At 38.6% G+C, this 14172-nt stretch carries 13 protein-coding genes; 11 read left to right on the forward strand and 2 right to left on the reverse strand.

What is annotated here, in order from left to right; genetic code table 11:
- Positions 1 to 5 precede the first annotated feature (5 nt).
- The 11 genes from ACYVM0_RS23835 (at position 6) to metH (ending at position 12140) form a co-directional block, all read left to right on the forward strand.
- Entirely contained in the window at positions 6 to 698 is a 693-nt protein-coding gene (locus ACYVM0_RS23835) for a c-type cytochrome domain-containing protein (RefSeq protein ID WP_460561387.1), read from the forward strand.
- Positions 699 to 712: 14 nt separating this feature from the next.
- Entirely contained in the window at positions 713 to 1111 is a 399-nt protein-coding gene (locus tag ACYVM0_RS23840; protein WP_460561389.1) for a hypothetical protein, read from the forward strand.
- A 27-nt stretch (positions 1112 to 1138) separates the two neighbouring features.
- A complete protein-coding gene (locus tag ACYVM0_RS23845; protein WP_460561391.1) occupies positions 1139 to 1690 on the forward strand; it encodes a YceI family protein in 552 nt (183 codons plus the stop codon).
- A 22-nt stretch (positions 1691 to 1712) separates the two neighbouring features.
- Positions 1713 to 2612 carry a DUF5777 family beta-barrel protein gene (locus tag ACYVM0_RS23850; RefSeq protein ID WP_460561393.1) on the forward strand — a complete coding sequence of 300 codons (900 nt, stop codon included), beginning with the start codon at positions 1713 to 1715 and terminating at the stop codon, positions 2610 to 2612.
- Positions 2613 to 2670: 58 nt separating this feature from the next.
- Complete coding sequence (locus ACYVM0_RS23855) at positions 2671 to 3216, forward strand: YceI family protein (protein WP_460561395.1); 546 nt, start codon at positions 2671 to 2673, stop codon at positions 3214 to 3216.
- Between the two features lie 11 nt (positions 3217 to 3227).
- Complete coding sequence (locus tag ACYVM0_RS23860; protein WP_460561397.1) at positions 3228 to 6137, forward strand: sensor histidine kinase; 2910 nt, start codon at positions 3228 to 3230, stop codon at positions 6135 to 6137.
- Positions 6137 to 6898, forward strand: coding sequence for a LytR/AlgR family response regulator transcription factor (locus tag ACYVM0_RS23865; protein WP_460561399.1), 762 nt, complete (start codon positions 6137 to 6139; stop codon positions 6896 to 6898). The genes ACYVM0_RS23860 and ACYVM0_RS23865 overlap by 1 nt, the downstream gene beginning before the upstream one ends.
- 114 nt (positions 6899 to 7012) lie before the next feature.
- Positions 7013 to 7435: a hypothetical protein gene (locus ACYVM0_RS23870; protein WP_460561401.1), complete on the forward strand. Its 423-nt coding sequence runs from the start codon at positions 7013 to 7015 to the stop codon at positions 7433 to 7435.
- Positions 7436 to 7776: 341 nt separating this feature from the next.
- Complete coding sequence (locus ACYVM0_RS23875; protein ID WP_460561403.1) at positions 7777 to 8775, forward strand: homocysteine S-methyltransferase family protein; 999 nt, start codon at positions 7777 to 7779, stop codon at positions 8773 to 8775.
- 95 nt (positions 8776 to 8870) lie between these two features.
- On the forward strand, positions 8871 to 9416 hold the full coding sequence (locus tag ACYVM0_RS23880) for an ORF6N domain-containing protein (protein ID WP_460561405.1): 546 nt from the start codon (positions 8871 to 8873) through the stop codon (positions 9414 to 9416).
- 3 nt (positions 9417 to 9419) lie between these two features.
- Positions 9420 to 12140, forward strand: a complete 2721-nt coding sequence (gene metH / locus ACYVM0_RS23885) for a methionine synthase (protein ID WP_460561407.1) — start codon at positions 9420 to 9422, stop codon at positions 12138 to 12140.
- A 1-nt stretch (position 12141) separates the two neighbouring features.
- Here the strand turns inward: metH and ACYVM0_RS23890 are convergent, their stop codons facing one another.
- Both ACYVM0_RS23890 and ACYVM0_RS23895 read right to left on the reverse strand, forming a co-directional pair.
- Positions 12142 to 13080 carry a DUF3137 domain-containing protein gene (locus ACYVM0_RS23890; RefSeq protein WP_460561409.1) on the reverse strand — a complete coding sequence of 313 codons (939 nt, stop codon included), beginning with the start codon at positions 13078 to 13080 and terminating at the stop codon, positions 12142 to 12144.
- Positions 13081 to 13101: 21 nt separating this feature from the next.
- Positions 13102 to 14088 (reverse strand): class I SAM-dependent methyltransferase, encoded by a 987-nt coding sequence (locus ACYVM0_RS23895; RefSeq protein ID WP_460561411.1) that lies wholly within the window; start codon positions 14086 to 14088, stop codon positions 13102 to 13104.
- Positions 14089 to 14172: the final 84 nt, after the last annotated feature.

The raw sequence follows: 14172 nt of genomic DNA on the forward strand, positions 1-14172 counted from the left end.
AATTTATGAAAAAAACAATAGCCTTCATTTTGTTCGTCAGTACCGCATTGGTGCTCATCAACTCCTGCAAACACGAAGTGCCCATACTTACTGTTGATACTACTCCGCAAACAGGACCTGTTCCTAACAACGGTGTATGTTTTGAGAGTGAAATTTTACCCTTATTTCAAAGCAACTGTGCTAAATCCGGCTGCCACGATGCGGCCACACATTCCGAAGACCTGATCTTAGACAGTTATGCCAATATCATGCGCAAGGATATTGTACCGGGCAGAGCCGATAACAGTAAAATTTACAGGGTATTATTTGAAACCGGTAACGATAAAATGCCGCCTGCACCCAATGCCGATTTAACTGCTGCACAAAAAGCATTGATTGGTAAATGGATCAATGAAGGTGCAAAAAATACGGTGAACTGCAATGTTACCTGCGATACTGCACAGTTTAAATACGGTGCCACCATCAGTGTTATCATGAGTACATTTTGCACCGGTTGCCATAGCGGTACGGCACCTTCGGGCAATATTGATCTTACTACTTATGCCAAAGTAAAAGTACAGGTTGATAATGGCAGGCTGGTAGGTGCCGTTACACAAGCTGCGGGCTATGCAGCCATGCCAAAAGATGCCAACAAATTAAAAGATTGCCAGATCACCCAAATAAAAAAATGGGTGGCAGCAGGAGCACCTAATAATTAAACCAGTAGTAAGCAATGAAATTTCAGCCAGTTAAAAAAACAAAAAATATTCTTGTACTGCTTGCCGCCGGTTTATTTGTAGTAATGATATCAAATACAGGTTGCTATTATGATAAGGAAGAAATATTATATCCGCAAACAGTTTGTGATACAGCCAATGTTACCTACAGCAGTTCGGTAGTACCGGTACTCGTTTCCAATTGTACGGTTTGCCATGGGGGCACTACACCATCTGCAGGCATTAAACTGGACACTTATGCAGATGTAAAAATACAGGTAACCAATGGCAGGTTATGGGGAGCAGTATCACAGGCAGTAAGCTATTCGCCAATGCCGAAGAATGCCCCAAAAATGAGCAGCTGTAATTTAACCAAAATAAAAAAATGGATAGACGCCGGTGCGCCAAACAATTAAAAACATACCACCAACAAAATTTTAGTCATGAAACGTTTCTTTTTTATTGCTACCCTATTAACAATATTTTCAGTTGCAGCCAATGCACAAAGAGTGTATACAAAAAACGGGCTGATCTCTTTTTTTTCTTCTACCAAAATGGAAGACATAAAAGCTGATAATAACCAGGTTCTGTGCGTACTGAATACCCAAACAGGCGAACTGCAATTTTCTGTACTCAATAAAGGTTTTCATTTTCCAAAAGCGCTGATGGAAGAACATTTTAATGAGAACTATATTGAAAGCAACAAGTTTCCCAAGTCAACTTTTAAAGGCACTGTGGCTGAAATCAGCAAAGTAAATTTTACACAGGATGGCACTTACCCGGTATCAGTAAAAGGCGACCTGGTGATACATGGTGTAACTAAAAACATCACTGCCCCGGGTAGTATTGTGATTAAAGATGGTAAAGTGGCTACTTCATCAAAGTTTATTGTAAAGCTGGCAGATTATAATATTTCAATACCTGGTGCGGTTAAAAGTAATATTTCTGAGACTATTGAAATAACGGTAAAGTGTAACCTCGATCAAAAAATGTAATTCAGCTTTCTAATAAACCAACATGACGCCTTTTAAAAAAATATTTTTTGCCGGGATAATTTTTTCAGCATCGCATTTTTCAGTTGCCGCCCAGGACACTACTGATATTATGAAAATGCTGGAGAACGATATTGAAAAAACAACCGATTATACCACGGCTACTTTTAAGACCACCCGGTTAATCAATGGCCATACAGTGGAAAATGCAGGCAAGGGTGTTATGGATGTAAAAATTTCTCACCGCTTTGGAAAAGTAAATGGCGGCGGTTACGAATTATTTGGATTAGATAATGCTACCATGCGGCTGGGATTTGATTTTGGTATCACCAATTACTTAATGGTGGGCATTGGCCGCAGTACTTTTGAAAAAACATACGATGCTTTTTTTAAAGTAAAATTGTTGCGGCAATCCAAAGGCAAGCGTATAATGCCCATCACTTTAAGTTATGTACCTACCATTGCATTAAAAACATTAAAGTTTGAAGACCCCACAAGAAAAAATTATTTTACCTCACGTTTATTTTATACACACCAGCTGATCATTGGCAGAAAATTTTCTGAAGGCACATCTTTGCAGCTGATGCCGACCTATACACATCAAAACCTGGTACAATTGGCCGCAGACCCTAACGACCTTATTGCAATTGGTATTGGCGGAAGACAAAAATTAAGTAAGCGTATCAGCCTTAATTTTGAATACTATTACCAGTTGCCGGATTATAAATTGCAAAACACCACCAATTCCCTTTCTGTTGGTTTTGATATTGAAACAGGCGGCCACGTGTTTCAATTACATTTCACCAACTCACAAGGTATGAGCGAAAGATCTTTTATAACAGAAACCAAGGGCCATTGGGAAAAAGGCGATATACTTTTCGGGTTCAATATATCAAGGGTGTTTACTATTGGCAAACACCGCTAATTTAAAATTTGTATTGCAGTAAAGATGGTGAGGGCAAAGTATTGCGTAAATTTACACCATGTTGAAAAGGCTTGCCATATTGCTTCCGTTATTGCTGTTGCTGTCATTTTCCACACAGCTGGATTTTAAGGTCAGCACCGGCAGCATTGCTTTCAGATCCGACGCATCACTGGAATTAATAAAAGCACAGAGCAATGAATTAAAAGGTTTGTTCCTGGCAGATAAAAAACAATTTGCCTTTATCGTAAACATGAAATCTTTTAAAGGTTTCAACAGCCCTTTGCAACAGGAACATTTTAATGAAAATTACCTCGAAAGCAATAAATATCCAACTGCATCATTTGAAGGAAAAATTATTGAAGATGTTGATGTTTCCAAAGACGGTGTGTATGCGGTACGTGCTAAAGGGAATCTATCTATTCATGGTGTGGTACAGGAACGGATCATTAAAAGTGAACTGACTGTAAAAGATGGCAATATCAGTATCAGATCAAATTTTACTGTTTTGCTGGCCGATCATAATATTCCCATTCCAAAAGTGGTACACGAAAAATTGGCGTCGGAAATAAAAGTAGATATTAAAGCAGACCTGATAAAAAAATAACCATCTTATTAATGCCACTGCTGAAACGAATTACAGCGCTTATTATACTTACTGCACTTTTACAAAAAAGCACGGCACAGCAATTTTTGGGCTACAGGTCTTTCAAGCTTACTGAAGATAACCGGGCTTTTAAAATAAATACCCTCTACAAAAATAATGAAGGATATATTTATGCAGGCACTACCAATGGCCTCTATACTTTTGATGGCAAAAATTTTACTGCCATTAATTTTTTAAATACCGCAATAAAAGACACAGTTACTGCTATCTTCCAGGATAATAAACAACAATTATGGGTAGGCTTCAAAAATGGTAAGATCGCAAAAAAAATAAAAGGCAGCCTGCAATATTTTGAACCCGAAGAAGGAACTCCGAAAGTGGCCATCACTGCTTTTTTACAGGATAAGCAAAACAACCTGTGGTTTGCCACCAATGGTGAAGGCATCTATTATTTTACCAACAATCATTTGTATCTACTTAATGAAGATGAAGGCTTAAGCGATAAATATGTACATGCTTTAACGCTTGCAAACAATGGTGATGTGTTGGCGGCCACCGACCAGGGTATTAATATCTGCACAATAGAAGGATCAAAAAAAAAGGTGGCAATAATAGGCCCTAAAAATGGTTTACCTGATTATTATATTACTGCAATAACCCCGGCAGGCAATAACAGTTTTTGGATCGGTACCCAGGAAAAAGGATTTTGTTTGTACAATCATACCAATAAACAAATTACTATCCCCCCCGCAGTTAATAACTGGAATTATGGCCAGGTAAATGCATTACTTTCTGCAGAAAACAGTTTATGGATTGCCACGCAGGAAAATAGTGTATTAAAATTATCCTATACCAATCAATTGATAACACCGGCATTTACAAAAGAGGAAAGTAAGGGCAATTTCAATAATCTGTTACAGGATAACGAAGGTAATATCTGGATGACCGGCAACGAAGAGCTGATCTGTACCGCAGGCAATAAACTGCACCTGCTGCCATTGTATGATAAAGCAACATACGAAACCATTCACACCATACTATCCGATTACGAGAATAATATCTGGGTAGGTACAGATGGCGGGCTTATAAAATACAATTTAAAAAACAACGACGCAGGAAGTAAATTTTTCCGCATTAAAGAATTAAACAGTAAAACCGATATCACCGGTTTATACCAGGACCCGTATCACAATATCTGGGTAAGTGCCATGGGCGAAGGAATTTTTGTAGTAGATCCGGCAACGGGGCAATACCGTAACATCACAGAAAACCCACTTTTAAAAAAAGCAAGCATTCTTTCTATTACAGGTAGCGGCAATACGGTTTGCGCCGGCGGTTTGGAAGGTGTGGCGACTATATTCGAACTTTCGGATCTTAATAAAGACATTGATACCCACTACCAGTTCACCAACTATAATAATATCCCTAACGTAGGCAACAATTATATTCATTCGGTATATAAAGATAAAAGCGGACGGCTATGGTTTGGTACCGATGGAAAAGGTATCACGGTGTTGCAGAATGGTAATTTTACACATTATGATAAAAGCAGTGGCTTAAAAGACGATCATGTATTTTCTTTTACAGAAGACGCTAAAGGCAGGATATGGTTCAACACCAAAGATGCCGGCGTGTATTGTTTTGACGGAGCGAAATTTAAAAATTATTCCACCGCACAAGGCATTAGCGATTTAAAAATTACTTCGCTTAAAACAGACAGGCTGGGCAATATCATTATTGTAAATGAAAGAGGGATTGATATTTTGAATCCCGAAAACGGAACTGTGTCTTACTTAAATAATGTACAAGGTATCGGTGAGGTAAACACTGCCATAGAAAGCGTGACTACAGATCTGCAAGGCAATGTATTATTATCTACAGAAAACGGTATTGTATCTTATTCACCGGTAATAAATACAATACAACAACCCAAAACTATTATCAATAGTATAGCATTGTTTTTACAAACGATTGACAAAGATGCAACTCACGAATTTACATATGACGAAAACGGTTTTACCTTTAATTATACCGGTTTGTATTATACCAATCCTGCCGAAGTGCATTACCAATATAAATTAGATGGCTGGGATACATCCTGGGTGGCTACCAAAGATCAGAGTATTCCTTTTCCCAATCTAAGGCCGGGCAAATATACTTTTCATGTACGCTCTTCGCTCAATGAAAATTTTGATACGGCAAGTGAAGCCACTTATAGTTTTGTTATCACCAGCCCTTTCTGGAAACGATGGTGGTTCATCATACTTTGTGTTGCAACAGGTGCTTCACTGCTATCCTGGTATGTAAAATGGAGAGAGAAGAACATCACCAAAATGCAGCAGCTGCAGCAGGAAAAAATTGAGTTTCAGTTCCAGGTATTACGTAACCAGGTAAATCCGCATTTCTTATTCAATAGTTTTAATACACTGATCTCTGCTATTGAAGAAAACCCCAAAACAGCCGTAGATTATGTAGAACAATTGTCGGAATTTTTCCGCAACATTGTAAACTACCGCGATAAAGATGTGATCAGCTTAACAGAAGAAACCAATATACTGAGAACTTATTTTTACCTGCAGCAAAAAAGGTATGGCGATAATTTACAACTCCATATCAAGGTTGATGAAGAAGTAAAAAAACACATCTTCATTCCCCCACTTACTTTACAATTGCTTATTGAAAATGCCATCAAACACAATGCCGTTTCAAAAGAAACTATTTTGGTAATTGAATTATTTTTACAAGACCAGTACCTGGTGGTACGCAATAATATCAATCCCAAAACTTCGGCACAGGCCGGTACCGGCATGGGTTTGCAAAACATTATTAACCGGTACAACATTTTAAGTAAAGAGCCCGTGGTGGTCAATAACGATAAAAAATATTTCACTGTTTCATTACCCGCTTTAAAACAACACTAATGAAAATATTATTGATAGAAGACGAAGAGCCTGCAGCAAAACGCCTGCAAAAAATGCTGAAGGAACTGGAACCCGATGCAGTGGTGGAGGATAATATTGTTAGCGTATCTTCTGCTGTAAAATGGTTTGCTGCAAATGAACTGCCCGACCTTGTCATTTCCGACATTCAATTATCTGATGGCCTAAGTTTCGAAATATTTAAGGCGGTAGAAATAGCATGCCCGGTCATCTTCACCACGGCTTACGATCAATATGCCATTGAAGCCTTTAAAGTAAACAGCATCGACTATCTTTTAAAGCCCATTAAAAAAGAAGAACTGGCCAATGCTATTGCTAAATATAAAAAAACAAAAGTTGCTGCCCCTTCAATAGATATCAACCAGTTATTAAAAAGCTTTGCTAATCCGGCGGCTGCTTACAAACAACGTTTTGTAGTCCGTTATGGCGAACACATTAAAACCATCAATATTGAAGAAGTAGCATTTTTTTATACCGAAGACAAAGTGAATTTTTTAACAACCAAAGAAAACCGTCGTTTTACCATTGATTTTAATTTAGATGCATTGGAATCGATGCTGGACCCCAAAACATTCTTCCGCATCAATCGTCAATACATCATCAGCATTCAATCTATTGCCGAAATGTTTGCGTATTCCAAAAGCAGGGTACTGGTAAAATTAAATCCGCCTGCAAAACACGAAACTATTGTGAGTACAGAACGTTCTGCCGATTTTAAATTATGGCTGGGTGACGAAAAATAATGTTATTCCCCGTTCAGCATACCAAAATACCTGTTCGGTAATATTTAGTTTTATGCGCCACCCGGTTGCTGCATTTTTACGGTATCAATTATTTAACCGCTAAAATTTACAGCTATGCTACTATCCGCAAAAACAAAAGGCTTTAATCTTATACTGGCATTGGTGCTGGTAAGTTTTTTCACCACCCTGCAATCTTCTTCCTGCTCAAAAAACGACGATGTTGCAACAGTTAGTACCGCTGTGCCGGGCACCTGGCGTGTAAGTTTGTATTGGGATAAAAAAGACGAGACCAGTAAATTCAGTGGTTACACATTTGCTTTCACTTCCGGCGGCCTTGCCACTGCTACTAATGGTGGTACCACCATCAATGGTACCTGGAGCCAGGGAAGCAGCAAATTCACCATTAGTTTTGGTGCCAATGCAACCTTAAGCAACCTTAACAAAAGCTGGCTGATCGAACAAAAAACCGCAACTGCCATCAACCTTAAAGACGACAATCCTTCCAGCGACGAAAAAGTACAATTTGTTATAAATTAATTATCTGTTCCGCTTAATATCCAGCTCCTTAACTATTGAGTTTAAGTTATTTCAAAATACCTGTTGAAAGACTAAATACTTATAAAAAATACCCCCCGGCATGGGTCCCAAACAAAAGCCGTAACATTTTTGTGTTACGGCTTTTGTATTGTATCTTTGCAGTGTAAAACAGGCAGATTTGTTTATTGTTCAGCCTTCAACAGAACTAATAAACGTCCACAAAACTCCACTAGTTTTCCAGCGTTTATCAGTTTTTATCTGAAGTAAAGTGTTACAATGTTAATCATTGTGTAGTCACTTATACGGCATACCAGTATCCACTGCCTTAAATTCATAACATCATGAGTTCAATTAAAAAAGCATTACAGGAAAAAATATTAATTATTGATGGTGCCATGGGCACTATGATACAGCGCCATAAATTACAGGAAGCTGATTACCGTGGCGAACGTTTTAAAGACTGGCATACCGATGTAAAAGGCAATAACGATCTGCTGAGTATTACACAACCTGAAATTATCATCGGTATACATAAACAATATTTAGAGGCCGGAGCTGACATTATTGAAACCAATACTTTCAGTAGTACCTCTATTGCCCAAGCCGATTATGATATGCAATCGCTGGCGTATGAAATGAATGTGGCAGCTGCAAAATGTGCTAAAGAGGCAATTAAACAAAATGGTAAAACAGCATGGGTAGCCGGAGCAATTGGCCCGCTTAATAAAACTTTATCCTTATCACCAGACGTAAATAACCCCGGCTACCGTGCTGTTACTTTCGACGAGGTTGCTGCTGCATATACCGAACAGATAAAAGGTTTGGTGGATGGCGGTGTAGATATTTTATTAGTAGAAACTATTTTTGATACCTTGAATGCAAAAGCTGCCATCTATGCCATTAAAAATTATTTCAGAAAAAATAATTTACCGGAATTGCCTATCATGATCAGCGGTACTATCACTGATGCCAGCGGCAGAACTTTAAGCGGACAAACTTTAGAAGCATTTTATACCTCGGTAGCACATGCCAATCCAATTAGTGTAGGCTTGAATTGTGCATTGGGTGCACAGGAAATGAGGCCGCATATTGAAGAATTGTCACAGATCGCTGCCTGTTATACATCAGCCTATCCTAATGCAGGTTTACCCAATGCATTTGGAGAGTATGATGAGCAACCACATCAAACAGCACATATCATTGAAGAATGGGCTGCCAATGGCTGGTTGAATATTGTGGGGGGCTGCTGCGGCACCACGCCCGATCATATTAAACATATTGCAGATGAAGTGAGAAAGTTTAAGCCGAGGGAATTGCCGGTGTTGGAAGAGGCATTATAAATGAAAAGCTGCAAGTTAAAGCAGGTATAAAGAAGCCTAACAAAATAAACCTGGTCCTTAGAAAAGTCAAATAATTAATCATTTAAAATTAATTTATGACGAAAGCTAAGCCAACCGTAGTTAAAGTAACGGAAGAAAAGATTGTAGAAAAAGTGTACTTCATTCGTGGAATGAAAGTAATGCTGGATAAAGATCTGGCAGAAATGTACGGGGTAGAAGTAAAAAGACTAAATGAGGCGGTCAAAAGAAAATCTCAAAGATTCCCTCCGGATTTCATGTTTGAATTGACCGTCGAAGAATGGAATTCTTTGAGGTCGCAAATTGCGACCTCAAAGAAAGGAAGAGGTGGTGCAAGGTATTTACCTTTTGCATTTACCGAGCAAGGTGTTGCCATGCTCTCCTCGGTTTTGAATTCAGATACAGCTGTTGAAGTAAACATCCAAATAATAAGGGTGTTCACTAAAATGAAACAACTGCTGTTTGATAATAAAGAGCTTTGGAATAAAATAGAAAAGATAGAACGTCACCTGGTGAAACACGACGAAGAGATAAAAGTAATATTTGAATACCTTAAAAAATTATTAGTACAGGAAACCAAACCAAGAAAAGCAATTGGATTTCCTTACCCTAATAAAAAATAAAAAATGAGCGAGACAATACATATAAAACCCTTTTTACGCCTGAGCGGATTAGAACCATTGGTAGTTCGTCCGGAAACTAATTTTGTAAATGTTGGTGAGCGTACCAACGTAACCGGCAGTAAAAAATTTGCACGCCTGATCAGGGATGGCAAATATGAAGAAGCTTTATCTGTTGCCAGGCAACAGGTGGAAAGCGGCGCACAGGTAATTGACGTGAACATGGATGATGCCTTACTGGATGGTGTACAGGCCATGACCACATTTTTAAATTTAGTGCAGGCCGAACCTGATATTGCCAAGATACCCATCATGATCGATTCTTCTAAATTTGAAATTATAGAAGCCGGGTTAAAATGTGTGCAGGGAAAATGTATTGTGAATTCTATTTCGATGAAAGAAGGCGAAGCTAAATTTATTGAACAGGCACATATTTGTAAAAGCTATGGTGCTGCTGTAATTGTAATGGCTTTTGATGAAGTAGGACAGGCAGATACCAAACAGCGTAAGGTTGAAATTTGCCACCGGGCTTATAAAATTCTAACGGAACAGGTAGGCTATGCACCGCAGGATATTATTTTTGACCCCAACATTTTTGCAGTGGCAACAGGCATTGAAGAACATAACAACTATGCCGTTGATTTTATAGAAGCAACAAGAGAAATAAAAGCATTGATGCCGCTTACCAAAGTAAGTGGTGGTGTAAGTAATGTGTCTTTTTCATTTAGAGGTAATGATCATGTAAGGGAAGCCATTCACAGCGTGTTTTTATACTACGCCATTAAAGCAGGAATGGATATGGGCATTGTAAATGCCGGACAGCTGGTAGTGTATGATGAAATTGAACCCACACTGAGAGATCTTTGTGAAGATGTTTTACTCAACAGAAATAACGACGATAATGGCGCTACAGAAAAACTGATAGTTTTTGCAGATACCGTTAAAGCAAAGGGAAAAGAAACCGTAAAAGATGAGAAGTGGAGAAATGACGCGGTTGAAAAAAGATTGTCGCACTCCTTAGTAAACGGTATTACCGATTATATTGATGCTGATACAGAAGAAGCCAGGCAAAAATATCCTAAACCATTAGATGTTATTGAAGGCCCGTTGATGGATGGGATGAACATTGTGGGTGACTTATTTGGCGCCGGTAAAATGTTTTTACCCCAGGTAGTTAAGAGTGCAAGAGTGATGAAAAAAGCCGTGGCTGTTCTTACTCCATATATTGAGCAGGAAAAAGAAGACAGAAAACAAGCCCATATCACTGCGGGTACTATCAATGAAGAATCTGCAGGTGCGGCAAAAATTTTACTGGCCACTGTAAAAGGCGATGTACATGATATTGGTAAAAACATTGTAGGTGTGGTATTAGGTTGTAATGGTTATGATATTATTGACCTGGGTGTAATGGTGGCAACAGATAAAATCCTAGAAACTGCAATAAAAGAAAATGTAGATATCATTGGTCTGAGTGGTTTAATTACCCCTTCGCTGGATGAAATGGTGCATGTGGCACACGAAATGAAACGCCGCGGCATGACACAACCTTTACTGATTGGTGGCGCTACCACAAGCCGTATGCACACTGCTGTAAAAATTGCACCGCAATACGACGAAGGCGTAGTTCACGTATTAGATGCCAGCCGTAGCGTAACTGTTGCAGGTAGTTTATTAAGTAAAGAACAAAAACCTGATTTTTTATCGGGTGTAAAGAAAGAATACGAAAAACTAAAAGAAGATTTCGGTAACAAAAAATCTACCAAACAATATCTATCTTTTGCAGAGGCACAAAAAAATGGTGCAGCCATTAACTGGGATAGTTTCACCCCGGTGGCACCTACATTTACCGGCACAAAGACTTTCAACAATTATGATTTAGCAGAAATTGCAACCTATATCGATTGGCAGCCCTTCTTTATTGCATGGGAAATGCATGGTAAATTTCCTGCCATCTTAACCGATAGTGTTATTGGTGTTGCTGCAACCAATCTTTACAATGATGCTCAAAAATTATTGAAACAGATCATCGCCGAAAAATGGTTAAATGCAAGAGGAGCTATTGGCTTTTGGCCGGCCAATAAAGTTAGTGCTGATGCTGTTGATGTATTAGCTGATAAAGAAGTCGTACAATTACAATTTCTGCGCCAGCAAATAAAAAAAGCTGACGGACAGCCCAATCTTTCTTTAGCTGATTTTATTGCACCGGCAGAAAAAAATTACCAGGATCATATTGGTGCATTTGCCGTAACTATTGAAGGTATTGAGCCGCACATTAAAAAGTTTGAAACTGCTTTAGACGATTACAATAAAATCATTTTACAGGCTTTAGCTGATCGTTTGGCAGAAGCTTTTGCTGAATTACTGCACAAAAAAACACGACAGGAATATTGGGGATATGCAACTGATGAACACCTCACCAATGAACAATTGATTAAAGAAGAATATTTAGGTATTCGTCCGGCGCCGGGTTATCCCGCTTGTCCTGACCATACTGAAAAATATAAATTGTTTGATCTGTTGGGTGGCAAAGAAGCCACAGGTATTGAACTCACCGAATCATTGGCCATGTATCCTGCATCATCTGTTGCAGGCTGGTATTTTGCCAATCCCGAAAGTAAATATTTTGGTGTGGGTAAAATAGAAAAGGATCAATTACATGATTATGCAGCAAGAAAAGGAATGAGTGTAGATGATGCTACAAGATGGCTGAGGCCGATACTGGAATAAGTTACACCAGCTCATTTAAATGCAACTGGTTAATAATACTCAGCACCAGCAAGACGGTGAAAAAATATTTTTTTACTTCTTCCCTGTCATCAGTATCAAAACCACTGGGCTCCAAAAGGTCTTCATTAATACCAATAGCTACATAACAGCGGCCCGCCACAAAAGAAATGGCAATATCACGTTTAACCTGTTGCTGAAATTTTACCATTCGCTCTGTCATCGTGTTGGTAAGAATGGTACCGGCTTCTGATGGATTAGTACTGTACACCGAAAAATGGTCATCAAATCCGGTGTTGGCATCCTGTAATTTAATCTTGTACACATTCGGTTGATGGATAGAACTGCCACCTGTGTGTGCTGCACCTGCAGACCATAAATAAGTACCCGATGAAAAAGTTTTACTGATCTCTGCAACAAAAAATAATCCTTTAAAAATTGTCACCAGCCTGCTACCCGTAATTCCTGTACCCAGCCTTTCATATTTTGTATGTAATTCCGAGCAACGGAATGGTACATTTTTATAAACGCCTTCCATATAATCATCCCCATCATAATAATCAAACTTATGCCGGAAAAGACCGCTGTATTTATAATCTTCTTTGGCAATTACTTCATCAGGCTTGTAAGTAATGCCAGAATGCAGGTAGGTTATAATTTCTTTAATGATGGTTTCTTTAAAGTCTTTGGTATACCGGTCATTCTTATTGGCATAAAAATATACACTGATCGCTATTGCTGTAATACAGCAAAAAATTGCCCGGCCGCCATACCCTTCAATATAACCAGCCTGGTATCCCACAAAAACTACAATAGATAAAAATGCAACAACAGGTGCAATAATACCCCAGTTACCTGCTGCGCCTGCGTCCTTTTTTAAACTATCAATCAGCGGCTGCAGTTTAATGGTATAAAAGCTTTCAAAGTCTTTGATCTCTTCCATACTTTCATAATTTATCGACCCTTACTTTTCAATTCCGGTTCCAACCAAACTGATAAAAGGAGCAAGTAGTTTACCTGCAATGGCAACACCAGTATTAGCCAGTTTCATTATCAAACTTTTAGCACCCCCTGAATATGCATTGTAAAACCCATTGTATACCTGCAATCGGAATCCCGCCCGGTTATAAATGGTTTTGTATTCCGCAATAGTTAATAAATGTTCCGTCCAACTGCCGCTTAAAGGTTCGCAGGTATTGGTAGGGTGTTGTAATAATGATGGAAGGATTTTTTCGGCAATATATTTTTCCCCGGCATTAATAATATCCTTTTTATTTAACCCCCGTGTATGCAAGGCAAGTATTTCATTTTCTTCTGCAGTCAAAGTAGGAAAATTCTCCTGTATTATTTTTTTCCTGGTAATTATAAAAGGCTCAATCGCTTCTTCTCCAAATAAGGCATAGTCGCCGGGTAAGCCGCCTTTGTTTTCATCATTCCGTTGCAATTGTTGCAGTCGTTTTCTTTTAAATGGATTGGCAGCATTGGCTGCAGTAGTAAACACTGTGGTCATTGCAGGGTTCAGCTCCTGCAATTGTTTAAAAAAGACATTTAGGTTGTAAATATGTTCTATTACATCTGTGCCAATAATTGCATGTGGCTTTTGCAGCGGGAAAGCAGCTGCAACAGCATCAATATCGCCGGTAATAAACCCTTCAATGGTAATGTTCATTAATTGAGCCGTTTGTTCCGCAGCTTTTACAAACTTTTCATTTACATCATTACTATACACTTTACCAAAACCGCAATGTTTAGCAAACAAACCCAGTAAGCCATTGCCAGCCCCGTAATCAACTATTGTCAATTCTTCTTTCGGCAACCGGGCATGTTGTAACAAAATCTCCAATACATGGCTGTAAATAGTAAGGTAAAAGCGTTTGTATTGCAGCAGGTGTAAAAAATAGCTTTTACAGTAGGAATAATCGCTGATGGCATCTGCATCAATCGCCTCCATTTTTTTTTCGAAAGATAAAATTAACTCCTGCTTGTTGTGCATATAATATTAAAAAGTAAATTGCAGCAGCAAAATAAACAATAA

It is taken from the genome of Ferruginibacter profundus, from assembly GCF_054783275.1.

Excerpts from the sequence above, each read along its gene's own strand:
- ACYVM0_RS23835 (WP_460561387.1), top strand. The coding sequence starts at position 6 with ATGAAAAAAACAATAGCCTTCATTTTGTTCGTCAGTACCGCATTGGTG.
- ACYVM0_RS23840 (WP_460561389.1), top strand. The coding sequence starts at position 713 with ATGAAATTTCAGCCAGTTAAAAAAACAAAAAATATTCTTGTACTGCTT.
- ACYVM0_RS23845 (WP_460561391.1), top strand. The coding sequence starts at position 1,139 with ATGAAACGTTTCTTTTTTATTGCTACCCTATTAACAATATTTTCAGTT.
- ACYVM0_RS23850 (WP_460561393.1), top strand. The coding sequence starts at position 1,713 with ATGACGCCTTTTAAAAAAATATTTTTTGCCGGGATAATTTTTTCAGCA.
- ACYVM0_RS23855 (WP_460561395.1), top strand. The coding sequence starts at position 2,671 with ATGTTGAAAAGGCTTGCCATATTGCTTCCGTTATTGCTGTTGCTGTCA.
- ACYVM0_RS23860 (WP_460561397.1), top strand. The coding sequence starts at position 3,228 with ATGCCACTGCTGAAACGAATTACAGCGCTTATTATACTTACTGCACTT.
- ACYVM0_RS23865 (WP_460561399.1), top strand. The coding sequence starts at position 6,137 with ATGAAAATATTATTGATAGAAGACGAAGAGCCTGCAGCAAAACGCCTG.
- ACYVM0_RS23870 (WP_460561401.1), top strand. The coding sequence starts at position 7,013 with ATGCTACTATCCGCAAAAACAAAAGGCTTTAATCTTATACTGGCATTG.
- ACYVM0_RS23875 (WP_460561403.1), top strand. The coding sequence starts at position 7,777 with ATGAGTTCAATTAAAAAAGCATTACAGGAAAAAATATTAATTATTGAT.
- ACYVM0_RS23880 (WP_460561405.1), top strand. The coding sequence starts at position 8,871 with ATGACGAAAGCTAAGCCAACCGTAGTTAAAGTAACGGAAGAAAAGATT.
- metH (WP_460561407.1), top strand. The coding sequence starts at position 9,420 with ATGAGCGAGACAATACATATAAAACCCTTTTTACGCCTGAGCGGATTA.
- ACYVM0_RS23890 (WP_460561409.1), bottom strand. The coding sequence starts at position 13,080 with ATGGAAGAGATCAAAGACTTTGAAAGCTTTTATACCATTAAACTGCAG.
- ACYVM0_RS23895 (WP_460561411.1), bottom strand. The coding sequence starts at position 14,088 with ATGGAGGCGATTGATGCAGATGCCATCAGCGATTATTCCTACTGTAAA.